General features: G+C 65.7%; 20 protein-coding genes. 15 read left to right on the forward strand and 5 right to left on the reverse strand.

Annotated elements, in window-relative coordinates:
* Window positions 1–234 precede the first annotated feature (234 nt).
* The 3 genes from FKZ61_RS21630 (at window position 235) to FKZ61_RS21640 (ending at window position 2,748) form a co-directional block, all read left to right on the forward strand.
* Window positions 235–1,083 (forward strand): phosphoadenylyl-sulfate reductase, encoded by an 849-nt coding sequence (locus FKZ61_RS21630; RefSeq protein ID WP_141612229.1) that lies wholly within the window; start codon window positions 235–237, stop codon window positions 1,081–1,083.
* A gap of 5 nt (window positions 1,084–1,088) precedes the next feature.
* Window positions 1,089–2,153, forward strand: coding sequence for an anthranilate phosphoribosyltransferase (locus FKZ61_RS21635; protein ID WP_141612230.1), 1,065 nt, complete (start codon window positions 1,089–1,091; stop codon window positions 2,151–2,153).
* Between the two features lie 100 nt (window positions 2,154–2,253).
* Window positions 2,254–2,748, forward strand: coding sequence for a beta-class carbonic anhydrase (locus FKZ61_RS21640; protein ID WP_141612231.1), 495 nt, complete (start codon window positions 2,254–2,256; stop codon window positions 2,746–2,748).
* 406 nt (window positions 2,749–3,154) lie between these two features.
* Here the strand turns inward: FKZ61_RS21640 and FKZ61_RS21645 are convergent, their stop codons facing one another.
* The 5 genes from FKZ61_RS21645 to FKZ61_RS21665 form a co-directional block, all read right to left on the reverse strand.
* Window positions 3,155–4,201, reverse strand: a complete 1,047-nt coding sequence (locus FKZ61_RS21645) for a VWA domain-containing protein (protein ID WP_141612232.1) — start codon at window positions 4,199–4,201, stop codon at window positions 3,155–3,157.
* A gap of 15 nt (window positions 4,202–4,216) precedes the next feature.
* Window positions 4,217–5,224, reverse strand: a complete 1,008-nt coding sequence (locus tag FKZ61_RS21650) for a VWA domain-containing protein (protein ID WP_141612233.1) — start codon at window positions 5,222–5,224, stop codon at window positions 4,217–4,219.
* A gap of 73 nt (window positions 5,225–5,297) precedes the next feature.
* Window positions 5,298–6,248, reverse strand: a complete 951-nt coding sequence (locus FKZ61_RS21655) for a DUF58 domain-containing protein (RefSeq protein WP_141612234.1) — start codon at window positions 6,246–6,248, stop codon at window positions 5,298–5,300.
* On the reverse strand, window positions 6,217–7,233 hold the full coding sequence (locus FKZ61_RS21660; RefSeq protein WP_141612235.1) for an AAA family ATPase: 1,017 nt from the start codon (window positions 7,231–7,233) through the stop codon (window positions 6,217–6,219). Before FKZ61_RS21660 ends, FKZ61_RS21655 begins: the two co-directional genes overlap by 32 nt.
* 153 nt (window positions 7,234–7,386) lie before the next feature.
* Window positions 7,387–8,241 (reverse strand): S1C family serine protease, encoded by an 855-nt coding sequence (locus FKZ61_RS21665; RefSeq protein WP_211358681.1) that lies wholly within the window; start codon window positions 8,239–8,241, stop codon window positions 7,387–7,389.
* A gap of 170 nt (window positions 8,242–8,411) precedes the next feature.
* Between FKZ61_RS21665 and FKZ61_RS21670 the strand changes: the two genes are divergently transcribed.
* From FKZ61_RS21670 to FKZ61_RS21725, 12 genes are all read left to right on the forward strand, one after another.
* Entirely contained in the window at window positions 8,412–8,789 is a 378-nt protein-coding gene (locus FKZ61_RS21670; RefSeq protein WP_229964348.1) for an ACT domain-containing protein, read from the forward strand.
* Window positions 8,790–8,818: 29 nt separating this feature from the next.
* Window positions 8,819–10,804, forward strand: coding sequence for a hypothetical protein (locus tag FKZ61_RS21675; protein ID WP_141612237.1), 1,986 nt, complete (start codon window positions 8,819–8,821; stop codon window positions 10,802–10,804).
* A 427-nt stretch (window positions 10,805–11,231) separates the two neighbouring features.
* Complete coding sequence (locus FKZ61_RS21680) at window positions 11,232–13,238, forward strand: ABC transporter substrate-binding protein (RefSeq protein ID WP_141612266.1); 2,007 nt, start codon at window positions 11,232–11,234, stop codon at window positions 13,236–13,238.
* A gap of 286 nt (window positions 13,239–13,524) precedes the next feature.
* The gene (locus FKZ61_RS21685; RefSeq protein ID WP_211358682.1) at window positions 13,525–14,244 is read left to right on the forward strand and encodes a Maf family protein; all 720 of its coding nucleotides are present in this window, start codon (window positions 13,525–13,527) and stop codon (window positions 14,242–14,244) included.
* Between the two features lie 88 nt (window positions 14,245–14,332).
* Complete coding sequence (gene rsgA / locus FKZ61_RS21690) at window positions 14,333–15,406, forward strand: ribosome small subunit-dependent GTPase A (RefSeq protein ID WP_211358683.1); 1,074 nt, start codon at window positions 14,333–14,335, stop codon at window positions 15,404–15,406.
* Between the two features lie 64 nt (window positions 15,407–15,470).
* Window positions 15,471–17,927 carry an ATP-dependent helicase gene (locus tag FKZ61_RS21695; RefSeq protein ID WP_141612240.1) on the forward strand — a complete coding sequence of 819 codons (2,457 nt, stop codon included), beginning with the start codon at window positions 15,471–15,473 and terminating at the stop codon, window positions 17,925–17,927.
* Between the two features lie 10 nt (window positions 17,928–17,937).
* Window positions 17,938–19,179: an AI-2E family transporter gene (locus tag FKZ61_RS21700; protein ID WP_170200139.1), complete on the forward strand. Its 1,242-nt coding sequence runs from the start codon at window positions 17,938–17,940 to the stop codon at window positions 19,177–19,179.
* Window positions 19,180–19,229: 50 nt separating this feature from the next.
* Complete coding sequence (locus FKZ61_RS21705) at window positions 19,230–20,222, forward strand: type I phosphomannose isomerase catalytic subunit (protein WP_141612242.1); 993 nt, start codon at window positions 19,230–19,232, stop codon at window positions 20,220–20,222.
* A 14-nt stretch (window positions 20,223–20,236) separates the two neighbouring features.
* Window positions 20,237–21,598: a dihydropyrimidinase gene (gene hydA / locus FKZ61_RS21710; protein WP_141612243.1), complete on the forward strand. Its 1,362-nt coding sequence runs from the start codon at window positions 20,237–20,239 to the stop codon at window positions 21,596–21,598.
* A 5-nt stretch (window positions 21,599–21,603) separates the two neighbouring features.
* Window positions 21,604–22,395, forward strand: coding sequence for a YdcF family protein (locus FKZ61_RS21715; RefSeq protein ID WP_141612244.1), 792 nt, complete (start codon window positions 21,604–21,606; stop codon window positions 22,393–22,395).
* Between the two features lie 166 nt (window positions 22,396–22,561).
* Complete coding sequence (locus tag FKZ61_RS21720) at window positions 22,562–23,089, forward strand: CarD family transcriptional regulator (protein ID WP_141612245.1); 528 nt, start codon at window positions 22,562–22,564, stop codon at window positions 23,087–23,089.
* Window positions 23,090–23,543: 454 nt separating this feature from the next.
* Window positions 23,544–25,337 carry a radical SAM protein gene (locus FKZ61_RS21725; protein WP_229964349.1) on the forward strand — a complete coding sequence of 598 codons (1,794 nt, stop codon included), beginning with the start codon at window positions 23,544–23,546 and terminating at the stop codon, window positions 25,335–25,337.
* The last annotated feature ends 6 nt before the right edge of the window (window positions 25,338–25,343 follow it).

Consider the following 25,343-nt stretch of genomic DNA (forward strand, 5'->3'; position numbering starts at 1 on the left):
GGCGGCGTGCGCATCCTCAGATGCAACTCCGCCTGGCCCGGTATCTGAGGATGCCGACTCCGCGTCGAAACGGGAACCAGTAAATCCCGGCAGAAATTTGCCGACAGGTTCCACCAGATGTAGTGCGCCCAGAGGGCACCCGGAATTTCTGCCGTGGTATTTACGCCAGACTGTAATCGCGTGTTTTCTGGCCAATATCTTCTTGACCCAATGTCTTCAGGAGAGAAACCAACAATGACTTTGGAACGCATCCTGTTCGATGACCTTGAGATCGGCGAGATTGCCATGGAGCTGGACTACGAGCCGCCCCAAGAAATTGTGCGCTGGGGGCTCGAAACCTTTGGCGACCGGGTGGCCATCGTCTCCTCCTTGCAGATCGACACCATGGCCATCCTGGACATGGCCTACCAGATCAACCCCAACGTCCGGGTGATCACCGTGGACACCTGGCGCCTGCCCGAAGCCACCCTGGAATTCCTGGACGAGGTGCGGGCCCACTACCCCCAGGCCCGGTGGGAGGTCCTCACCCCGGACGCCCAGGAGGTGGAGACCATGGTGGAGCGCCACGGCGCCGACCTCTTCTACAAGTCCGTCTCCCTGCGCTTCCTCTGCTGCCACATCCGCAAGGTACGGCCCCTGGTTCGGGCGCTCCAGGGGCTGGACGCCTGGTTTACGGGCCTGCGCCGGGACCAGTGGGCTTCCCGTTCGGCCATCAAGAAGGTGGAGCTGGACCACGACCACGGCGGTATCGTCAAGCTCAACCCCCTGGCCGACTGGACCGAGGAGGAGGTCTGGGCCTACCTGGAGGAGAACGGCGTGCCCGTCCATCCCCTCTATGCCCAGGGCTACACCAGCATCGGCTGCGCCCCCTGCTCCCGGCCCATCCAGCCTGGCGAGGACAAGCGGGCCGGCCGCTGGTGGTGGGAACAGGACGCACCCAAGGAGTGTGGCATGAACTGCCCCATCGAGACGGGCGGCTTCGAGCATGAGGCGGAGATCATCCTGGCCCAGGCCCACGGCGATGGGGGAGCCGAGACCTCGTATCTGGCCGGCGTTCGCCAACGCAACGGCCACCGGGTCTAACGCCTATGGAAGCCTTCATCCCGTACATCCAGGCCGTGGGCCGGGGCGAAAAGCTCAAGCGAGACCTGACCTGTGACGAGGCGGAAGAGGCCATGCGCCTGATCCTGGCCGGGGACGCATCCCCGGCCCAGGTGGGCGCCTTCCTGGTCAGCCAGCGGGTGAAAGGCGAGAGCGCCGAGGAGATCGTGGGCTTCACCCGGGCTGCTCGAGCCTTCGCCCAGCAGATTGCCCCCCGGGTGGAAGGGCTGATGGACCTGGGCCTGCCCTACGACGGCAAGGTCAAAACCCTGCAACTGGCGCCGGCGGCCGCGATAGTCCTCGCGGCCGCCGGGCAGCCGGTGGTATTCCACGGCGCGCCCGATGTGCCCACCAAGCGGGGGGTGGGACCGGCCGAGGTGTTGGCGGCCCTGGACATCCCGGCTGACCTGCCGCCGGAGGTGGTGGAGCGCCAGGTCGAGGAGGTGGGGATCGGCTTCCTCTACGCGCCCCGCTTCATCCCGGCCTGGCATGCCCTGACACCCATCCGGCAGCAGTTCGGCCTGCGCACCGCGTTGAACACAGTGGAGAAATTCCTCAACCCGGCCAATGCACCGCTGGTGGTGGCCGGCTTTTTCCACATGGGCTACCTGCAGCGCATGCGGCTTGCCCTCCAGGCCCTCTTCGGGCAGGGCTGGATCATCCAGGGGCCGGAGGGCTCCATCGAGTGCCCGCCAGGGCGGGCCACCCGGGTGCTGTCTGCAGATCCGGCGGCCGATCCCCTGGTCATCGACAGCCAGGCCCTGGGGCTGGAGGGCCGCGGGGAACTGGCCGCCCCAGGCGAGCCCGCTGCGCACGCCCGCCTGCTGCACCAGCTCCTGGCTGATCCTGCCGGGGCTGAACGGGCGGATGCCCTGCGCTTCGCCAGGGATACGCTCTTCCTCACGGCAGGGCTGCTGCTCTTCCTGGGGGGACGGGCCGTTGACCTGGCCGCTGGCGTGGAACTGGCCCGACAGACGGTGGAGCAAGGGGCCGCGCTGGAGCGCCTGCAGGCGTGGCAGGCCCTCTGCCGTGCGGCGACGGTTGGGGGCTGATCCGCCCGCCCGGGCAATTTCGCGCCACGGGCCAGGATCGTCTAGAATCACCCCCTGCCAGACGGCATCAGAACCTGTCTAACGCACGAAGGAGTAAACCATGTCCCTGTACGAAGAACTGATGAAAGCGAACGAGCACTACGCCGCATCCTTCGACCGCAGCAGCCTGACCGCGCCGCCAGCCCGGAAGCTGGCCGTGGTGGTCTGCATGGACGCCCGCCTGACGGTAGAGGAGTTCCTGGGGCTGCGCACGGGCGATGCCCATATCATCCGCAACGCCGGGGGCGTCGTGACCGAGGATGCCCTGCGTTCCCTGATCATTTCCCACAAGCTCTTGGGCACCCGGGAATTTCTGGTCATCAACCACACCGACTGCGGCATGCTCACCTTCAAGGATGAGGATCTGCGTCGGCGGCTGGCCGAAGAGACCGGCGCCGATGCCAGTGAGCTGGAGTTCCACGCCTTCGACGATCTGGAAGCCAACGTCCGCGCCCAGGTTCAGAAAATCAAGGATAGCCCCTTCATCGCGGACGACGTGGTGGTGCGGGGCCTGATTTACGACGTCAAGACGGGCCGGTTGCGGGAGGTAGCCTGACGTGCACATGGGGGCGGGCTGAGGGCCCGCCCCCGCTGTGCCTACAGGAAAGGACGTCGGTTTCCGTAGGTGCGGTTTTTAACCGCACGATGATGCCAGATCCAGGCGGGTGAAGGAAAGGCGACGGAAGCGCAGCTGCGAGCTGCGCCTACGGGGAAGAACGTCGGCGTACCCGTTGCATCCAATCCGGGCGGATGGCGGCCCTTGCCGTAGGTGCGGTTTTTAACCGCACGATGATGCCCGATGTCACCAGGCCCCCACGGATGCCGGTACTCCGTAGATTTGGCCACCTTCGGCGGGCCGGAGACCCGCCCTCCGTCCCCGTAGCATCCGACCCGCGCCAATGGCGTTCCTGTCCTGTAGGGGCGGGGCTTGCCTCGCCCGATGGTGCTCCGGCGGGCCGGCGTCACAGCAGCGGATTCCAGCGCAGGGAAAGGCCCACGGCCAGGACGGTCAGAAGGGCGCCCAGGCCGGCAAAGGCCGCGCTCACCTCGGTGGTCTCGTGACGGGTGATCAGGTAGGTGGGCAGGCTGCGGAAGACGTCGTGGAGCTCGCCGGCACTCTCCGCCGAGTAGTACTCGCCCCCGGTCATGTCCGCAATCTGGATCAGCGTCTCTTCGTCGATACCCCGGCGGAAGCGCCCGCCGCCCCCGCCAAAGCCAAAGCCCCCCACGAAGGGCTCGTAGCCGTCGAAGGCCCCACAGTCCATCCGCCCGCCCGTGGCCGTGCCAAAACCGATGGTGTAAACCCGGATGCCCCGGTCCACCGCCTGCTGGGCCGCGTCCAGGGGGAGAACACCTGCGTTGCTGGCGCCGTCGGTCAGCAACACGATGATATCCGGCGCGTAGGCACCGGGCACCACCGGCGTCACCGGCGGGTCGCTGCTGCGGCGCTGGGCTGGGGCCACGTTGGGGTCCACCTCCGCGATGGCGTCGATGGCCTCCAGGATGGCGCTGCCCACGGCCGTGCGGCGCCCCGTCAGCAGGCTCTGGATCACATCCCGCAGCACCCGCTTGTCGGCCGTGGGCGGGTGTACCATCTCCGCGAAGCCGGCAAAGGCCACCACGCCGATCTGGGTGCCGGGCGGCTGGCTGTCCACAAATTCGATGGCCGCGTTCTTGGCTGCCTGGAGCCTGTTAGGCTCGATGTCGGTGGAGCACATGCTGCGGGAGACGTCGATGGCCAGGATGATGGCCGTCTGATTGGTGGGCATGGCCACCACCGCCACCGGCCGGCTCATGGCCACGATCAGGCTGGTCAGGGCCGCCAGTAGCAGGGCAAACGGCACATGGCGTCGCCAGCGGGACTGTTGGGGCAGGGCAGCCCGCACCAGGGAGAGGCTGGAGAAGCGCACGGCAAAACGCTGCCGTCGGCGCAGCATCCACCAGTAGGCATAGATGGCCAGCGGAATCAAGGCCAGCAGCCCCAGAAACCAGGGCCAGAGTAAGTGCATGGAACACCTCCTTCTTCACGGCACACGGCCGAACCACAGCATGGAGAGCGCGCCGCCGCTCAGGATCATCAACAGGGCCGCGCCGGCAAACAGGAAGGTGAGCTCGGTGCGGTCGGGCCTGGTGACCAGTTGCAGATCCAGGTTTTCGTAGATGGCGCTGAGCTCTTCCTCGTCCTGGGCGTTGTAATACTCGCCCTGGGTCATTTCGGCGATGGCCTGGAGCATGGCTTCGTCCAGCCGGGTGTGGAAAAGCAACCCCTCGACCTCGATGGTAGTGCCGGCGGAGCTGCCGATGCCGATGGTGTAGATGCGCACGCCCCGATCTGCCGCGATCTGGGCCGACTCCAGGGGGTCGGGCGGCGCGGTATTTTCGCCGTCGGTGAGCAGCACAATCACCGCGGAGCGGTAGCTGCCCGGTGGGGCCGGTGTGGGCGTGGGGATGGGCGTGGGCGTCAGGTTGCTGTAGACCGCGCCGCTGGGCTCCGGCGTGGCGAAGATGGTGTTGAGCGCGGTCAGGATGCCCGAAGCCAGGGAAGTCCCCCGTTCGGGCTGGAGCCGGTGCAGGGTGGCCAGCACCGCCGCCCGGTCGGTGGTGGGGGGCTGGACGGTGAAACCGCTTTCGCTGAAGGCCACCACGCCGATCTGGACGGTGGCGGGCTGGCGCTCCACAAATTCGATGGCCGCGGCCCGGGCGGCCTCCATGCGGCTGGGCTGCAGATCGTCGGCCGCCATGCTGCCGGACACGTCGAAGGCCAGCATGACGATCCCTTCCAGCCGGGGGAGGCTCAGCTCGGCTTCCGGGCGGGCCAGCCCAATGCAGAGGAGGGTCACCCCCAGCAGAAAGAGGCCGTAGGGCAGGTGGCGACGCCAGCCCGGGCGCTGCCCCTGGGCTGTCTGCACCAGACCCAGCGCTCCCCGGGCCGCCAGGATCTGCTCCCGCCGCCGTTGGATGCGCATGTAGTAGAAGGCTAGCGCCGGCACCGCCAGCAGACTCGTCAGCAGATAGGGCCAGATGAAGGTCATGCTCACCCCGATGAATTAAGACCGGGTGACCGGGCGAACCGGGTGGGTAATAACCCGATCCCCAATCACCTTTTCACCCCGCCGCCCCCAGTTTTCGCCGTTGCTTGCGCAGGGAAGCAAAACGCACGATGGCCCGCACCAGGTCCTCCTCCGTGGAGAGGGAGAGGGGATCCACCCCTGCCCGCTTGAAGGCCTCGGCCAGCTCGACCTCCCGGCGCTGCGCCAGCTCCGCGTATGCCTCCCGAAAACGGCGATCCCCCGTGTCCACCAGCAGTTGCTCCCCCGTCTCCGCGTCTTCCATCACCACGAGTCCCACGTCGGGCAACTCCCGCTCCCGGGGATCCCACAGGCGGATGGCCAGCACCTCGTGGCGACGGCTGAGGAGCTTGAGGGGGCGTTCCCAGCCGGGCGCGCTGATGAAGTCGGAGACCACAAAGAGGAGGGAGCGCCGCTTGATGGTGTTGAGCCCGCTGTTGAGCAGTTGGGCCAGCTCGGTGAAGGGCGCCCGGGGCAGTTTGGGCTGGCGCAGCAGCTCGTGGAGCAGCCGCAACACCTGGATGCGCCCGCCCCGGGCCGGTATCACCTGCCGCACCCGGTCCCCGTAGAGGATGGCGCCCACCCGGTTGCCGTGGCGGGTCAACAGCCGGGCCACCGTGGCCACGAAATCGATCAGGATCGCCCGCTTCTGCCGTTCCAGCGTACCAAAATCCATGGACGGGCTCAGATCCAGCAGGAACCAGGCCGTCAGCTCCCGATCTTCCGTGTACTGGCGCACGTAGGGCGTGTCCATGCGCGCGGTCACGTTCCAGTCGATGTAGCGGATATCGTCCCCGGGCTGATATTCCCGCAGGTCGGCCAGGTCTACGCCGTAGCCGTAGAAAAGGGTGCGGTAATCGCCCTGGAGCAGGCCATCCAGCCGCCGGATCACGTGCCACTCCAGCCGGTGCAGGATGTGCTCCGGCGTGGCTGTGACCGGGGGCGTGGCCATGCCCTTACCGGACGCCCCGGGCCCTGATCTGCTCATGGACCGATACCTCCGGCAGTGGAATGCGAGCCAGGATTTGGTCCAGCAGGTCGTCTGCGCTCACGTTGTCGGAGAGCGCCTCGTAGGAGAGGACCAGCCGGTGGCGAACCACATCGTGGACCATGTCCCGCACGTCCTGGGGCAGCGCATACATGCGGCCCCGCATGAAAGCCAGGGCCCGGGCGGTCAGGATCAGGTTGATGGAGGCCCGGGGGCTGGCCCCAAAGGTGATGTAGGGGGCCAGCTCCGCCAAGCCCACTTCCCGGGGCTGCCGGGTGGCGCCGACCACCTTCACCGCGTATTCGATCAGGGCCGGATCCACGTAGACCTGGTCCACCTCCTGTTGGAGGGCCATGAGCTGATCCGTGGTCAGCACTCGCTGCACGGCCTGGAGGGCGCCGGTCATGCGCTCCACGATGACGAACTCCTCGGTGAAGGAGGGGTAGCCCACCAGCACCTTGAGCATGAAGCGATCCACCTGGGCCTCAGGCAGGGGGTAGGTGCCCTCCACCTCGATGGGGTTCTGGGTGGCCAGCACCAGGAAGGGCTGGGGCACCGGGTAGGTCTCCCGCCCGATGGTCACCTGGCGCTCCTGCATCACCTCCAGCAGCGCGCTTTGGACCTTGGCCGGCGCCCGGTTGATTTCGTCCGCCAGGAGCAGGTTGGTGAAGACCGGGCCGAAGGAGGTGTTGAAGTCGCCTGTCTTCTGGTTGTAGATGCGGGTGCCCACCAGGTCGGCCGGCACCAGGTCCGGCGTGAATTGGATGCGCTTGAACTCGCCGCCGATGGCCTGGGCCAGGGTCTTGATGGCCATGGTTTTGGCCAGCCCCGGCACCCCTTCCACCAGGATGTGACCCCGGGCCAACAGGGCCACGATCAGCCGCTCCAGCAGGTGATCCTGGCCGACAATGATCTTTTTGACCTCGTAGAGCAGGCGCTCGATGATGAGGTTCTTGTCGCCGTCGAGGGGGGGTGGAGTGGTCATGGTTGGTGTTTTTCCTGGTAGGTAGTGGATTGGTAGTTGGTAGACGGTAGTTGGTAGACGGTAGACGGTGGTCGTGGTGGGGCCAGGGTGCGCATAGTCATTGACGGACTGTGCACCACCCAAGGCGTAACCGTTGGCCCGTGCCCGTCTTCGCTAATAGGGCGGGATCTCGCCCCCGCCGCCGGCGGCTACGGTGATGGGCACGGCAAAGCCGATGCCGATGAAGAAATTCTCGTCGGTGGGATTGGCCAGCCCGGTGACGATGCCGACGACGTGGCCTTCCCGGTTCAGGAGCGGCCCGCCGGAGTTGCCCGGGTTGACCGCCGCGTCGAACTGGATCAGCCCTTCCAGCGGTGGCCCTCCGTTGGGCGGCCGGAAGGTGCGGTCGAAGCCGGAGATGATGCCCGCGCTCATGGAGCCGTACAGCCCCAGGGGATGACCCACCACGTAGGCCTCGTCCCCCACCTGCATGGCCCGGGGATTGCCCAGGACGGCCGGCACGATCACCCCCGGCAGGCGGGCCGGGCTGAGCAGCGCAATGTCCAGCTCCGGCCGGGCCGAGACCACCTGCGCCGGCGAGGCGGTGCCGTCGGCAAAGGTCACGGTGATGGCCAGGGAGTTGGTGACCACGTGCAGGCTGGTGAGGACGCTGGCGTTGGCATCGATGACCACGCCGCTGCCCAGGCCCGCGCCATGTTGGGCCTCGCCCTCTGTCCCTTCGCCCGGCGTTTCCACCTGGACCAGCACCAGGGAGGGCCGAATGACCTGGTACACGTAGGAGGAATACGCCGGCATGGGCGTGGCCGATGCCATGGCCTGGACCACGGTTTCGTTGACGTCGTTGATGGAGAGGGGTTCAGGCGGCGGGAACAGGTGGTTGTAGATGCCCAGCGCGGCCAGGGTGATCAACACGCCCAGCAAGGTGGGCGCGGCACGCTGTATGAGGTTGCGAAAGCGATGGAGGCTGCGTTGCCAGGCGTAGAACCGATTGGCAGCCGATTCGTCCATGTGGCCATTGGTGGAACTACGATCCGCTCCAGGTGGGGCATTGGGCCCGTATGGGGTATTATATCATCGATATCGCGTGCAAAATATGAAGATTTCATGTGAATTTTTCTGTGGATGTTCCAATGACTGCAACCCGGCGTTGCCTGCCGGAATGGACGAGGAGGGCACCTTTGCAGCTACGTCTTCTGGCCCCAGAGTTCGCCGTCTGTCGTCTGGACCAACACGCCGCCATCCCTGGCTGGGCCACGGCCGGCCCTTTCTATGCCATCACCCGCACCGGCCGTGAACTCTCCATCGTCTGTCCGGCGGAACAGGTGCCCCAAGAGGTACACTGCCAGCGGGGATGGCGCTGCCTGGAAGTGGATGGCCCCCTGGATTTCAGCCTGATCGGCGTGCTGGCCTCCCTGACGGCGCCCCTGGCCCAGGCTGGGGTCAGTGTGTTTGCTCTCTCCACCTACGACACCGACTACCTGATGGTTCAGATATCCAACCTCGACCGGGCCATTACGGCCCTGGCAGCCGCCGGTCACATGGTCCATCCAGAGTGATATCCAACCCCTCACCACAGGAAGGCAACATGTCGACTGAATCCACGTTCCAATCCACCGAACCCATGCCCCTGCCCCCGGACTTCAACCCGGAGACCCTCATGGTGGCCAAGACCACCGAGTATGGGCTCTTCCACGAGGTTCGCCGGGCGGCACGCCTGGCCGCAGATCTGGTGGCCCATGGTACGCCCCAGGACTGTGCCCTGGCTGCCCGCATTCTGGAGGCGGTGCTCCGCTGCCAGGAGCGGGATCCCCGGGATCCCCACCATGGCAACTTCTACTGGATGCGGGAAGACGACCATGTGGAGGACCTGAACGCGGTGGAGTTTGTGCTGGAAGCCCTCCTCCCCATGATGATCCGTCACGAGGACCGGCTTCCTGCCGAGATTCGATCCGCTGTGCGGGAAGCCATCCGCCTGGGGCTGGCGGAGATCCGGCGGCTGGATGTGCTGGTGGCCTACACCAACATCGCCGTGCTGGACATCTTGAACACCTGTCTGGGAGGCGAATATTTGGGCGATGAGGCCCTGGCCCGTCGAGGCTACGAAAAGCTGGCCGCGTGGATCGCCTTTACCAACCGGTCTGGCCACCCCATGGAGTACAACAGCCCCACCTACACCGCCGTCACCTTGCGGGCCCTCAAGCGGTTGACGGACCTGGTGCGGGATGAGGCCACCCGGCAGCGGGCCCGGGCCATGGCCGCTCGTCTGGCCCTGAGTGTGGCCCTTCACATCCACGCCGGAACGGGGCGCTGGGCTGGACCCCACGGCCGGGCCTATCAGCCGTCGGTGGTCTGCGAGACGCCGCCGGAGGTGGAGATGTTGCAGGCCTGGATCGAAGATGGCACCGTGCCCGCCTGGGTGGGCCAGCTCCTGGCCGAGCGGCCGGCCGTCTACCAGGTGACCGAGACGGCCGAGGCCAGCCGGGACCTGGCCTTGACCACCTTTCTTACCCCCGAGTTTGCCCTGGGCACAGCCAGTGCCAGCTTCCATCCCCAGGCCAATGTCTGCATCGCCCACGTTCGACGTCCCCGCTCTGAACAGGACCCGGCCGGCTGCGGCGTCTTCTACACCCGCTATCTGTTCGATGAGAAATGGTTCGGCGACGCGTATCACCCTACCGACCGGACCAAAACCCGCAACCTGCCGGATGAGGGGAGCTTCGTGGGCGTGCAGCGGCGCAATCAGGCCCTGTGCGTCTACGGGCTGGCGGGCCGCAGCCAGTTCCACAGCGCCAAGGCCGCACTCATCTGGACCCGGCGCGCAGCCCTGGACCAGATCTGGGTGGATGGGCAAGAAGTGTCCACACTGCCGGTGACCATCCCGGAGGGCGCGACCGTGGTGGTAGCCAGCGGCGATGCCTACGTGGCCATCCACCCCTTGAGCCGCACCGCCCTGGGCAAGGAGGCGCCGGCGCGCCTGGTGGAGCGGGATGGCGACCTGGTGCTGGAGCTGTACAACTACCGGGGGCCCGAGAAGCGCTTCTGGGAGCTCAACTGGCCGGGCGCGTTCTACAAGGGGCGCCCCATCTGTGCCTTCTACGTGGAAGTGGCTCCTCGTAGCGCGTATCCAGAAGCGGCGGACTTTGCCGCGGCCATCCATGCCGGGGAATTCGCCGAGACGCTGGAACCCGCTTTCACCTATCCGGCCGAGGGAGAGCGCCGCTACACGGTGGCCTACCGGCGAGCAGGTCAAGAACTGGGGCTCTCAGTGGACCTGATGCAATGGCGGCTTCTGGGTCGTTGGACCGAAGCCGGGCCACTGGGTTGGCCCATGCTGGAGGGGGAATTTGTCCGGCAGGCGGCCGAGGGCACGGTGGAAGTGGCCGGGGCACGCCTCAGCGCCGACGGTGGACCCCTCTGGCTGGTCAGTTTGCCGGAATCCCGCCGGTGGATTGGGGGCTATCTGGGCCTGGGACCCACCAGCCTGCATCTGGCCACCCCAGAGGGCGAGATCACCCGTAGCGTCGACGGCCCCGACGTTCTGGTGTGGGAAGCGGGGCATCCATCCGCGTGAGATCGGCCACTAGCGGGGCTGGCATTTCCGGGGGTACGCCTCAGAAGGGAGAAGGAATGGGGCGTACCCCCGGCGTTTTGGTGGCTTTGATGCGACTGGCCAACCCGTGATATACTGAGGACAGGCCGACGGCGGCAGACACCGCTCCCCGGTGCCGCTGTTGACTCCGTCCATGCCCGTTTCAGTTTCATCCAGCTACCCAACCATTTGACCCTGCCGTCTTCATTGCTCCCTGCTGTAGCCGTGCATGCCCAGGGCAGCCCCGTCCCATGGAGAGGCCACCGCAACCGTTGGATCCCCCCTTACGCTGTCGGTTTCCGCTGCGGCGTAGTCCGCCGGGAGCGGACCTGTCGGCATTTAAGATCCGTGTGCTCCCATATCATCCACATTTCACCCACATCCCCAATGAGAACCAAGGAGGTTTAAGATGTCCCTGTCCAACAAGCGGGTAAGCAGGCGTCAGTTCCTGGTCACCTCATCGGCTGCGGTCGCCGGGCTGGCCCTGAGCGCCTGTGGTACTGCGGGCCCGGCTCCAGAGGTTGCTCCCCCTGCCGCGGAGGCGCCACCAGCCGCAGCCGCCGAACCGGCGGTCGCCGGCCAGCGTTTCAAGGAGGCGCCCATGTTGGCCGAGCTGGTCAAGGCCGGCCAACTTCCCCCCGTGGATGAACGGCTCCCCAGCCAGCCCATGGTGGTGGAGGTGGTGGATCAGATCGGCACCTACGGCGGCACCTGGCGTGGCGGCACGGCGGAGGTCAACGGCAATTTTTACATCCGCAACGGCGGCTACCAGCAGCTCCTGCGCTGGACACCCACCTGGGATGGCATTATCCCCAATCTGGCCGAGTGGGTGGAAGCCAACGACGAGGCCACCGAGTTCACCTTCAAGCTGCGGGAGGGCATCCGCTACTCGGACGGCGAGCCGCTGACCGCGGACGACATCCTCTTCTGGTACGAAGATGTCCTCATGAACAGCGAGCTCACGCCGACGGTGCCCAAGTGGCTCACCCGCGACGGCGAGCCAGTGGTGGTGGAAAAGGTCGACGATTATACGGTGGTCTTCAAGTTTGCCTCTTCCCATGGCCTTTTCCTCAAAGAAGCTACCCAGACCAACTTCGACCGGAGCTGCCACTATCCGCGGCACTATCTGGAAAAGTATCACCCCAAGTACAATCCGGATATCGAGTCTGTGCTGGAAGAAGAGGGCTATTCCAACTGGGTGGAGCTCTTCGGTACCAAGTCGGAGCCCCATTTCAACAAGGATCTGCCCGTGTTGCGCCCCTGGCTCTTCAAAAATAGCCTGGGCGAGGCCACGGCCCGGGTGGAGCTGGAACGGAACCCGTATTTCTGGAAGGTGGATGCCGAGGGCCAACAACTTCCGTACATTGACCGCTATGTGGTGGACATCGTTTCGGATGTGGAGGTGCTGGTGCTCAAGGCCCTCAACGGCGAGCTGGACTATCAGGAACGCTTCATCTCTGCGCCCAAAAACAAAGCCGTCCTCTTTGACAACATGGAACAGGGCGGCTACCACTTCTACGATCTGACGCCCACCACTGTCAACGAGATGATCATCCAGTTCAACCTGAACTGCACGGACCCGGTCAAGCGGGAGATCTTCCGCAATAAAGACTTCCGCATCGGCCTCTCTCACGCCATCAACCGCCAGGAGATCATCGACGTGGTGCACATCGGTCAAGGCGAACCCTGGCAGGCCGCGCCCAGGCCGGAGTCCCGCTTCCACCACGAGCGGCTGGCCAAGCAGTACACCGAGTATGATGTGGACCTGGCCAACGAGTACCTGGACAAAACCGGCTGGACCCAGCGGGATTCTGCCGGTTTCCGGATTGGTCCCGACGGCAACCGCATTTCCTTTATTATGGAGATCGACGTGGCTCGCACCACCTACGTGGACGCCCTGGAGCTGATCCGGCGACACTGGGAAGTGGTCGGCGTCGAGATGATCGTCAAGACCATGGAGCGCTCCCTCTGGGAGGAACGCTGTCGCGGCGAGGGGCTGGACTTCCACGCCTCGGCCCATCGTTTCGGTGGCGGCAGCGGCGACGCGGTGATCCTGGATGCCCGTTACTACCTTCCCATGAACAACAACTCCATGTATGCCAAGGCGTGGGCCTGGTGGTACAACGGGAGCAACCCGGAGCTGGCCGAGGAACCGCCCGAGGCGGTCAAGCGGGCCTATGAGCTCTACGATGCCATCGGCCGCACCGCGGACGACCAGGAACAGTTCAACCTGATGATGCAGATCCTGGACATTGCCGCCGACGAGTTTTACTGCATTGGCACCGTGTTGGAGCCCAATGCCTTTGGCGTGGTAACCAACCGCATGCGCAACACTGCGGATGTGATCCCCAACTCCTGGATCTATCCGACGCCGGCTCCTTACAATCCGGAACAGTTCTTCGTGGTGGATGGCTAGGCTGGGAGGGGGCAGGGCTTTGCACCTGAATTGCCCGGTCAGGCCCATCGTCAACCTGGGGCAGGATTTCATCCATGGATGGTAAAAGGCCGTCGGGGCGGGTAACTCCACCCTGGCGGCCTTTTCGCGCCGCAACCTCTTCATGGCCAGGGGCAATTCCGTTTCTCCCTGCATTTGGACCCTGGCCTGGATTCGCCCTACAATGGCCCCTGGCCATTGCCCTCTCAGACGGGCGATGGCCCGCTTTTCGTGGAGACGGAACTTTCGGCAACAGGATGGTCACGCCTTGACGAACGAAACCAATGAAACCGACATCCAGTTGATCCTGGCCTCCGCCAGCCCCAGACGCCGCCAGTTTCTGGCCGAGCTGGGGTTCCAGTTTACTGTCTTGGCGGCGGACATCGACGAGACGCCCCTGCCCGGCGAAGCGCCCGTGGAGCTGGCCCGGCGTCTGGCCGAAGCCAAGGCCCAGGCGGTGGCTCGCCAATGCCGGGAGATGGGCCGCCCCCAGCCCAACGCCGCGACCCTGGTGGTAGCCGCGGACACGGTGGTGGCCCTGGGCGATGTCCTGTTGGGGAAGCCCGAGGACGAGGCGGACGCAACCCGCATGTTGCGAACCCTGCGGGGCCGGCCCCATCAGGTCCACAGCGGAGTCAGCGTCCTGCGCCTGGACGACGGCCAGCAGCGGACCCGGGTCAACTCCACCACCGTCCACATGCGCCATTACAGCGACGCGGAGATCCGGGCCTATGTGGCCAGCGGCGATCCCCTGGACAAGGCCGGGGCCTATGCCATCCAGCACCCCACCTTTGCCCCGGCATCCCGGGTGGAGGGCTGCGTCTCTGGCGTCATCGGACTGCCCCTGGCCGACCTGGTGGCGCTGCTGGCCGACTTTGGCCTGGCCTGGCAAGGTTCATTGCCGACCCTCTGTGGCAGGCACACTTCCTTTCCCTGTTGCCAGCTGGATGGCCAGCCAGAAAGCATTGACAGGGATAGGCCCTCCTGATACACTGCCTGTGGCAGGCTGCCCTGCAGTGGACGGACGGCAGCCTGTGGGCTGTGGAGACTGGAATCTCCCTTGGGAGGATGGTGATTTGGCCAGACGGAAGTACGAGCCAACCTACGAATACGAAGAGTTCGAGGCCGAGTTTGAGTCCCTGGCGGAGGAGCCGCGGCGGGGGCGTAAGCCCAAGCCCAAGAAGGCATCCGCGAACCTGCTGCCGGGCATTGTGATTCGTGCCCGGGGCCACCACTACGACGTGCTGCTGGACGCCCCGGACGAGGCAGCCCAGAGCGGAACCCAGGATGGCAGGGCCGGCGACACAGTATTGCTCTGTGAAGTGCGGGGGCGGCTCCTGCTGGAGAAGGGGCGGGATACCCTGGTGGCCGTGGGCGACCGGGTGTGGGTGATGCCCCACGGCAAGGGCCGGGGCTGGATCGAGCGCATCGAAGAGCGCCACAGCGTCCTCAGCCGCCAACAGCCCGGCACCACGGTCCCCGCCGAGGACGTGATCCTGGCCAACCCGGATCAGGCCCTGGTGGTCTTCGCCGTGGCCCAGCCCGAGCCCCACCTGCGCATGCTGGATCGCTTCCTGGTCATCGCGGAGGCCAACGAGCTGCCCGCCATCATCTGCGCCAACAAGATCGATCTCACCGGCGAAGCGCAGGCCCGGTCCCTCTTCCAGCCCTACGAAGAGATCGGCTACCGGGTCATCTACGCCAGCGCCGTCACCCGGGCCGGCATCGACGAGCTCCGGGACCTGCTCCTGGACCGCATCACGGTGGTGACCGGTCCCAGCGGCGTGGGCAAGAGCAGCCTGCTCAACGCCATCCACCCGGACCTGAATTTGCGGACCGGCGACCTGCGGGACTTTCTGGACAAGGGCCGCCACACCACCCGGGCCGCCCAGCTCTTTCATCTGCCCTTCGGCCGACGGACCTTTGTGGCTGATACGCCTGGCATCCGGGAACTGGGCCTCTACGAGATCGACCCGGCCGATCTGGGTTTCTATTTTGTGGATATCAAGCCTTTCGTCAACGATTGTCGCTATCCCAACTGCACCCACGACCACGAGCCGGGCTGTGCGGTCCGGGCCGCGGTGGAGGCGGGCAAGATTCGACGGGAGCGCTACGAGAGTTATCTGCGCCTGTTGCACGGCGACGAATAGGCGACAAATAGGCGGCCGACGTCGTCCCTACGCACCAGCATACTGTTGCCAGAAACGAACCATCATGGTAGACATCCTGACCGATCTGAATCCCCAGCAGGCTGAAGCGGTGCGGACCGTACATGGCCCTGTCCTGGTGCTGGCCGGGCCTGGCTCCGGCAAGACCCGGGTCCTCACCCGGCGCATCGCCTACCTGCTGGAAGAGGCAGGCATCGCGCCCTGGAACATCCTGGCGGTGACCTTCACCAACAAAGCCGCGCGGGAGATGCGGGAACGGGTGGAGGCGCTCCTGGCAGAGAAGTTCGGGCCACCCCTGCCCGGCGGCCCTTCCCGCCTGGGCGGCCTCACCATCGGCACCTTCCACAGCATCTGCGCGCGGGTGTTGCGGGTGGAGACCGAGGCCATCGGCTATCAGCGCAACTGGCTCATCTACGACAGCGCGGATCAGCTCGCCCTGGTGCGGGCCGTGCTGCGGGAGATGAACCTGGACGAAAAGCGCTACAGCCCCCAGGCCATCCGCGTCTTCATCAGCCGCCAAAAGAACGAGCTGATCACCCCTGACGGGTTGCAAACGGCCAGCTACTTCGAAGAGATCGCCGGCCGGGTCTACACCCGTTACCAGGAGGCCCTCCAGCTCAACAACGCCATGGACTTCGACGACCTGCTCATGAAGGTCGTCCTCCTCCTGCGCAGCCGGGAGGATCTGCGCATCAAGTACCAGCGCAAGTGGCAGTATCTGCTGGTGGACGAATTCCAGGACACCAACACGGCCCAGTATGAGCTCTTGCGGCTGCTGGTGAACGAACCGGAGGGAAAGCGGAACCTCTTCGTCGTCGGCGACGAGGATCAGTCCATCTACCGCTTCCGGGGGGCCGATTACCGCAACGTCATGCGCTTCCGGGAGGATTACCCCGAAGCCCGGGTGGTGATGCTGGAGCAGAACTACCGCAGCACCCAGACCATCCTGGATGTGGCCAACGCGGTCATCGCCCACAACCGCAACCGCACCCCCAAACAGCTCTTCACCGAGAACGGCCAGGGCGTGGCCGTGACCGTCTACGAAGCCTACAACGAGGTGGAAGAGGCGGCCTACGTCTGCGACGAGATCGAGCGTCTGGTGGCGGGCCCTCCTGGCGTGCGGGCCTTCGAGCTGGGGGACATCGCGGTCATGTATCGGACCAACGCCCAGAGCCGCGCCCTGGAGGAAGCCTTCGTGGGCCGGCAGCTCAAGTACCGGCTCATCGGCGCCACCCGCTTCTACGAACGGAAGGAGATCAAGGACGCCCTGGCCTACCTGCGCCTGGTCCACAACCCTGCCGACACCGTCTCCCTGGACCGGGTCATCAACGAGCCGCCCCGGGGCATCGGCGTCAAGACCTACGCCGCGCTCAAGGACTGGGCCGCAGACCTGGGCGTGAGCGAATATGTGGCCCTCCAGATCCTCCACCACGGGCCCGAGTATGTCTCCCGGGTGATGGGGATCGCCTTGCCCCGCGTGGCCTACAAGGCCCCTCCCCTGGGCAAACGGGCCGAGAATGCCCTGGTGGAATTTGCCAGCCTGCTGGAAGGGTGGATCCGGCGCAACCAGCAGGGCCACTATGCCAGCGTGGCCGAGCTCCTGGACGCGGTGCTCCAGGAATCGGGATACGTGGCCGCGCTGCGGGATGGCACCGACGAGGGCGAGGAGCGCTTTGCCAACCTCCAGGAGCTGCGGAGCGTGGCTGTGCACTACACCCAGGGCATGGTCACTGCCGACGGTATCCCGCCCGAGACCACTCCCCTGTCCCTCTTCCTGGAAGAGATCAGCCTGGTCAGCGACCAGGATCAACTGGACGCGGCCGATGACGGCAGCCCCGGCGGTGCGGTTACCCTGATGACCCTCCACACGGCCAAAGGGCTGGAGTTCCCGGTGGTCTTCATCGTGGGCATGGAGGATGGCATCCTGCCCCACAGCCGCAGCCTGGAAAGCGAGGACCCCGAGGATATGGACGAAGAGCGCCGCCTCTGCTACGTGGGCATCACCCGGGCCAAGCGCCGGCTCTACCTGGTCCACGCCTTCCGCCGCAGCCTGTGGGGCGGCAGCGAAGTCCAGACCCCCAGCCGCTTTCTGCAGGAGATTCCCCCCCACCTGCTTCGGGGCATGGTGGACCGGCAGAGCCGCCGTGCTGCCGCCTACGAGCGGGCAACCCGGTGGGATGCCGGGCCCGAACGTCAACCGCGCGCGGGTGCTGCCAGAGGGCAGCGTGCCCCGGGCGATGGTCGGCGGCGAGAAGCGGCCGCGGCCACCTACTGGTCTCCCGGCCCTTCGGGCCCTGCCCCCCGCATCCAACGCCCTTCCGCCCGGTCAGCGGAAGCCGAGACCCAATTCAAACGGCGGGACAGCGTGCGCCATGCCCGCTTTGGCGTGGGCACGGTGATTGAAAGCACCCGGGTGGGCGACGATGAAGAGGTCACCGTGGCCTTCCCGGGGATCGGCGTCAAGAAATTGCTGGCTTCCCTGGCCGGCCTGGAAAAACTCTGAAGCGATCCCCATGGCCGAGCAGCCTTCCCAGTCGCCTCCCTGGAGCACCACCACCAAAGCCATTGTGGCCAGCGTGGCCCTGATCTTGCTGGCGCTGATCATCTGGCGTTTTCAGTCCCTGCTGCCGCCGTTGATCATGGCGGCCATCCTGGCCTATCTCCTCAACCCCCTCATCACCTGGCTGACCTCCCACACCCGCCTGTCCCGGGGGCAGAGCGTCTTCCTGGTCTACGGTGCCCTGCTCCTGTTCTGGATCGGTGGGGGCGTGCTGTTGGGCTTTGTGGTGGTGGATCAGGTGGTGAAGCTCAGCCGCGTCCTGCCCGAGCTGATCCCGCGCCTGGTGGACCAGGGCCAGGCTATGTTGCAGGAGTGGAGCAGCCGCACCATCACCATTGGCCCATACCAGTGGAGCCTGGACACGGTACTGCCCGGCCTGGACTGGGCGGAGCTGGCCAACCAGGCCCGGTCCGCCATTCAGTCGGTGGTGAGCCGGGGCGGGCTGCTCATGGCCCAGGCCGTGCAGGCCACGGTCAACACGGTGGGGGTCGGTTTCCTGGTCTTTATCCTCTCCATCTACATCTCCAACGATGCGCCCCGCTTTGCTGCGGCCATCAGTGAGATCGCCCAGCAGCCGGGCTACCGTCACGACGTGGAACGGCTCATGCGGGAGATTGGGCGCATCTGGGATGCCTACCTGCGGGGTCAGGTGCTGCTGGCCCTGGTGATCGGCATCGTGGTGAGCGTAAGCCTGGGCCTCCTGGGGGTGAGCTACGCCCTGGGCCTGGGAGTGTTGGCCGGCCTGTTGGAATTTCTGCCCGTGATCGGGCCGGTGACCAGCGCCGTGGTGGCGGTGTTGGTCGCCCTTTTCCAGGGGGACAACTACCTGGGCCTTTCGCCGGTCTACTACGGCCTCCTGGTTTTGGGCGTGATGATCGTGATCCAACAGGTGGAAAACAACGTGCTGGTCCCCCGCATCGTGGGGGACGCCCTGGACCTGCACCCCCTGGTAGTCATGATCAGCGTGCTCATGGGCACATCTCTGGCCGGCCTGCTGGGCGCGGTGCTGGCCGCACCGGTGACAGCCTCCCTCAAGCTGATCGGCATCTACGCCTGGCGCAAGATGCTGGACCTGCCTCCCTTCCCGGAACCGGAGCCCCCGCCACCGCGTCGCCAGAATAGCCTGGTCAGGTGGCTGCGGGTGGCGTGGCGGGCCTGGCGCCGCCGGCTAGCGTCTACCCATCCACGGGTGTAGCACCCCAGGCACCACTCACATCTCCATCCCCGACCCAACGGAGGAAACGGATGAGTCTATCGTCGCAATCCATCTATCCCTTGACCTTCGATCCGGTCTTCAAAGATTATCCCTGGGGCGGCCGAAACCTGGCCACCCGCCTGGGCCGTCAACTGCCGGATGGCATTGTGGCCGAAAGCTGGGAGATCGCCGCCCACCCCAACGGCTCCAGCACCGTCAACCGGGGCCCCCTGGCCGGCCTGACCTTGCCCGCGGTGCAGGAGCGCCTGGGCGAAGCATTGGTGGGCAGCCGCAACCGCGCCGCGCTGGCCCAGGGACGCTTCCCGCTGCTCATCAAGTTGTTGGATGCCAACCGCTGGCTCTCGGTGCAGGTGCATCCAGACGACGATTATGGCCTGGCCCACGAAGGGGAGCCCGGCAAGACCGAGATGTGGGTGGTGTTGGACGCGGCGCCGGATGCAGAGCTCATCTACGGCTTCAAAGCCGGGGTGGATCGGGAGCGCTTTGCCCAGGCTGTGGCGGATGGCAATTGCGAGGCTTTTCTCCACCGTGTGAAAGTCCAGCCGGGAGATGTCATCTTCGTGCCGGCCGGCGCCATCCACGCCCTGGGTCCCGGCCTCATCGTGGCGGAGATCCAGCAGAACAGCGACACCACCTACCGCATCTACGACTGGGGGCGGGATCGCCCCCTCCACATTCGGCAGGCCCTGGAGGTGTTGGATTTCAGCCTGGTGGAACCGGGCCCGGTGGTGCCCACGGTGTTGGCGTCGAATGGCCTGCAACAGGAAGTCATCGGCCACTGCCGCTACTTTCACACCGAGCGGCTCCACCTGCCCCAGGGTGCCACCTTTGCCGGCCACTGCGACGGCACCACCTTTGAAATTTGGGGCGTGACCCAGGGCAAGGCCACGGTGCATTGGGAGGGAGAACCCCTGACCCTCTCCGCCGTGGCGTGGACCCTGTTGCCGGCCCGGCTGGGCGAGTTTCGCGTCCAGGCCGACACCGACGCCACCCTGCTCCGGGTCCTGACGCCTCCGGCCTGAAAAGGGGGGATCCCATGACCTACGACATCGTCATCCAGGGCGGCCTGATCGTCAACGGCGACGGCGCTGTGGAAGCCGACCTGGCCATCCAGGGGGAGACCATTGCCGCCATCGGCCTGGACTTGTCCGGCCGCCGGACCATCGACGCTGCCGGCTGCTACGTGATCCCGGGCGGGGTGGATCCCCATGTGCACCTGCAGATGCCCCTGGCCGGCCGGGTCAGCACCGACTCCTTCCTCACCGGCACCGTGGCCGCCGCGTGTGGAGGCACCACCACCGTCATCGACTTCGTGACTCCCCAGCCGGAGCAGCCCATGTTGGAGGCTCTGACCCGGCGGCAGGCCGAGGCTGCGGAGGTCGCGGTGGACTACGGCCTGCACATGACCATCCCCACCTGGCACGCCGCGGCCGAGGAGCGGCTGGCCCAGGTACCCGCAGCGGTGGAAGCCGGCTGTGCCACCTTCAAGCTCTATCAGGCCTACGCCGGCATGATGCTGGATGACGTCTCCCTGTTGCGGGCGCTGTTGGCTGTGGCCCAGGCCGGCGGCGGCGTTGTTCTCCACAGCGAGACGGGCCCCGTGCTGGACTTTTTGCGGGCCCAGGCCCTGGCCGAAGGGCACACCTCTCCCATCTGGCATGCCCATACCCGGCCCGCCCGCCTGGAGGCCACGGCGGTGCACCGGGCCGCGGAGCTGGCCTACCAGGCCCACTGTCCCCTCTATGTCTTCCACGTGGGCTGCGCGGAGGCGGTGGCCGAGATTGTGGCCGCCCGGCTGCGGGGCGTGGAGATTTACGGGGAGAGCTGCCCCCACTACCTGCTGCTCAGCGCAGAGGAACACCTGGATGGGCCCGAGGGCCATCTCTTCGTGTGCGCGCCACCCCTGCGCAGCCACGAGGACCAGGATGCCCTCTGGCAGGCCCTCGCGGACGGGGACCTGGACGTGGTGAGCACAGACCATTGCCCCTGGACCCGGGCCGAGAAGACCCAGCCGGATTTCACCCAGATCCCGGGCGGCCTGCCCGGTATCGAGGCCCGCCTCTCCCTGATTCACCACTTCGGCGTGGCCGAAGGACGTCTTTCCCTCTCCCGCTGGGTGGCCCTCTGCTGTACCAACCCGGCCCACCTGATGGGGCTGCCCGGCAAGGGAGTGCTGGCGCCGGGCTACGATGCGGATGTGGTCATCTTTGACCCAGAGCGGGAGAAAACCCTGGGCGTGGACAGCCTTCACGAAGCTGCGGACTGGACGCCGTACCAGGATATCACCGTCCAGGGTTGGCCTCGGACGGTCCTGCTGCGGGGCCAGGTGATCGTGGAGGATGAAGCCTACGTGGGACAGCCGGGCCAGGGACGCTTCATCGCTCGCCACCTGGATTGAATGCCATGTTCCTCTTCCTGTTCAAGTTACTGCCGCTCTTCATCTATCCCTTGGGCCTGGCCTGTCTCTTTCTGGCCTTGGGCTTGCTGCTGCATCGGCGGCCCGGCTGGCAGAGCGCCGGCGTCAGCCTGGCCCTCCTCACCCTCCTGGTCTTCGGCAACCGGTGGGTGGCCAAGGGGCTGGCCAGCAGCCTGGAATGGCAGTACCTGCCCGAAGGGGAGATCCCGGAGGCGGAGGTGATCGTCATTTTGGGTGGCGCCACCAGGCCGCACGAAGATCCCCGGCCCCTGACGGAGGTCAACGAGGGTGGCGACCGCCTCCTCTACGGCGCCTGGCTCTACCACCAGGGGAAGGCCCCGGCCGTTCTGGTCAGTGGGGGATACATCGAGTGGCTGGGCTCCACCACGCCTGAAGCCCAGAGCATGCGGGAGAGCCTTCTGCTGCTGGGCGTGCCGGACGAAGCCATCTGGCTGGAGGCAGAGAGCCGTAACACCTACGAAAACGGGCTGCGGGTCCAGGCCATGCTGGAGCCCATGGGCATCCGTCGCATCATCCTGGTTACCTCGGCCATGCACATGCCCCGGTCTGTCCTCATCTTTCGCAAGCTGGGCTTCGAGGTCATCCCCGCCCCGACCGACTTCATGGTCACCCAGGCCGAGATGGCCTACCTCCGCCGTGGAGACTGGCAGGTCCAGCTCCTGAACCTGGTGCCCGCGGCCGACAACCTGGAGCTCTCCACCCGGGTGTTGAAGGAGTACATCGGGATTCTGGTGTACCGGCTACGCGGCTGGCTGTGACCCTGGGCACATCCCCGATTTGCCGAAAATCCTTGTGCCTGACCGGGGTGGATGACGCCCGGAATGGCGCATTTTGTTGCCAATTTTGGCGGATGTGACATAATCCGTTGGTTATGATATAATAGGTCAGAGGCATTTGGCATTTCATGGCAAGGGGAGGTAATTTATGCAATTTGCAGTCGGCCAGAATATTGTCCACCCGTCCCACGGCGCGGGCACGGTGATCGACGTCCAGAACCAGGAGCTGGTGGAAGGGTTCCGCCGCTATTACGTGATTCGTTTTGATGGCAAACGGCTTACCGTGCACGTCCCCTTTCGCCGGACCGATGAAGTGGGCCTGCGCAAGGTGATGTCCCGCTCCAAATGTCAGGATGTGCTGGATACATTGCGCAAGCTACCCAAGCCTCTGCCCAGCAATTTCAAGGAACGCCGCAAATTGATCGAGAACCTGATCCACTCGGGGCAGCCCACCAAGATTGCCGAGGCGGTGCGGGAACTCAACTGGCGGGGCGAAGAAAAGCGCCTGAATACCGCGGATTCCGACCTGCTGGCCCAGGGCAGGGAGATGTTGATCCAGGAGATGGCCCTGGCCACCGGCGCCGACCCGATGGAGATCCGACAGCGCATCGACCGCGCGCTGGAAGCTTCTGTCCAGGCCAAGCTGGCCGAACAGAACCGGGGCGTCGAGCATTGATGCCGAGCAGTGTCAGGCTGGAACCGTCGTTCTATCCCAATTTGATCCAGGTCGGTGCGACCATGGTATACTATTGATGACGGCGATGTCAGCCGGTGGGATAAATGCCCGGCCTGCTCATCGCCGCTGATTGTTGACCGGATTGATAGCAGCCCCCCATGGGCCTGAACGTGGTGCGTGGTGTGTACGTTGAAAGCACTCTGCGCACCACGTGTTGCGTATGGCGTAGTAAATCCCGGTAGCAATTCGTCGATCGTTTCCCCCAGAGGTAATGCTGTCGAATTTCTGCCGTGGTATTTACGCCAGACTGTAGCCGCAGGCGTATGGGGTCCTGTGTAGCAGATCTCGACGCGGGATCTGAATCGGGAAAGATAGATCAATACCCATGCCCAAGACCCGTCGCCATCGTGTGCGTCACAGCACCCAGCGTGCCGTCGACTCCAGGATGCCCTTGGTGGAAGAGGGCACCATCGTCAAAGATTGGGGCGGCAAGCTGGCCGTCGCCCTCACCATGCCCAACACCTACTACGTGGGCATGAGCAGCCTGGCCCTGCAGCTCCTCTACCGGATGTTCAACCAGCATCCCCAGGTGGTGTGTGAGCGCATTTTCTGGGAGAAGGGTGCCGCCGAGGCCGGGCAACCCCTCCATTCCCTGGAAACCGGGCGGCCAGCCGAAGATTTTGACGTGTGGGCCTTCACCATCTCCTGGGAGATGGACTATTTCAACGTGGTGGATCTCTTGCGCCAGGCCAACATTCCACCCCTGGCCGCAGACCGTCAGGGCTCCCGCCAGTGGAACGGGCGGCCCTGGCCCCTCCTCATCGCCGGCGGCCCCGGCGTCACCATGAACCCGGAGCCCATGGCTCCCTTCTTCGATGCCATTCTCATCGGCGAAGGTGAGGAAGCCGTTCCGCACCTGATCGACCTTTGCCGGGAGGGGCTCGACGATCCGGCGGCCCTGCTCAAGACCCTGGACCAGACCCCTGGCTGGTATGTGCCCAGCCTGCGCCCCTCCAACCGCAACCATCCCGATTTTCGCCAGGTGGAGCGGCTGTGGGTGCGGCGTTTGGACCAGTACGACACCGCCAGTACCCTCTACACCCCCGACACCGAATTTAGCAACATGCACCTGATGGAGATCGCCCGGGGCTGTGGACGGGGCTGCCGCTTCTGCCTGGCCGGTTACGTCTACCGACCCGCCCGGGAACAGCCCCTGGACCGGCTGCTGGCCTCCGCGGAGCGGGCCATCGCCGCCGGCCATACCAAGATCGGCCTGGTCAGCGCGGCCGTGAGCGACCACACCCAGATCGACGAACTGGCCGTGGCCCTCCAGGAGATGGGCGCCAGCATCAGCGCCAGCTCCATGCGCATGGATCCCATCAGCGTGCCCCTCATTCGGGCCATGGCGGCCACCGGCGCCCAGACCCTGACCGTCGCGCCCGAGGCCGGCAGCCAGCGCCTGCGCAACGTCATCAACAAGACCCAGACCGAAGCCCAGATGATGGAGGCCATCTCCCTGGCCCAGGAGCTGAATTTCCCCCAACTCAAGCTCTACTTCATGGTCGGCCATCCCACCGAGACAGAGGACGACATCCAGGCCCTCATCGACTTCACCCTGGAGGCCCGGCGGCGCTTCAAACGGCGCATCGCCATCAACGCCACGCCCTTTGTGCCCAAGGCCCATACCCCCTTCCAGTGGGAGGGAATGGCCCCTGCCGACCTGATCCGTCGCCGCCAGAAGACCATCTACCGGGCGCTGGCCCGCCACGGGATCGACGTCCGGGCCGACTCGCCCGACTGGGCCGCGGTCCAGGCCATCCTGAGCCGGGGGGATCGGAGCCTGGCCCAGGTGTTGCTGGCCATCCCCTCGGGCGGGCTCAGCGTGCGCCGCTTTTTCCAGACCATGGCCGAACAGGGGCTGGACCCGGAACACTACCTGGGGCCGTGGCCGGTGGGGTCCCCCCTCCCCTGGGACATTGTGCAGAGCGGCGTCAGCGAAAATTATTTCCACTACGAGCTGAAGCTGGCTGCCCGCAACGCCACCGGCCTGAGCTGTCCCCCGGATAGCGCGGGGTGCCTGAGCTGTGGCGCCTGCGATCCGGACTGGGCCTTCCGCTATGGTGCCAATGAGAACCGCCCCGTCCCCGCGGCCCGGGGTGGCCCCTGGCGAGCCCAAGACTGGCAGCCCTGGACCCGCCTGAAACAGGAACGGCACAGGCAGGTGGCCCCCATTGAGCTCACCGCCTGATGCCAA

Origin of the sequence: Litorilinea aerophila (assembly GCF_006569185.2) — a bacterium.
GTDB classification, from domain to species: domain Bacteria; phylum Chloroflexota; class Anaerolineae; order Caldilineales; family Caldilineaceae; genus Litorilinea; species Litorilinea aerophila.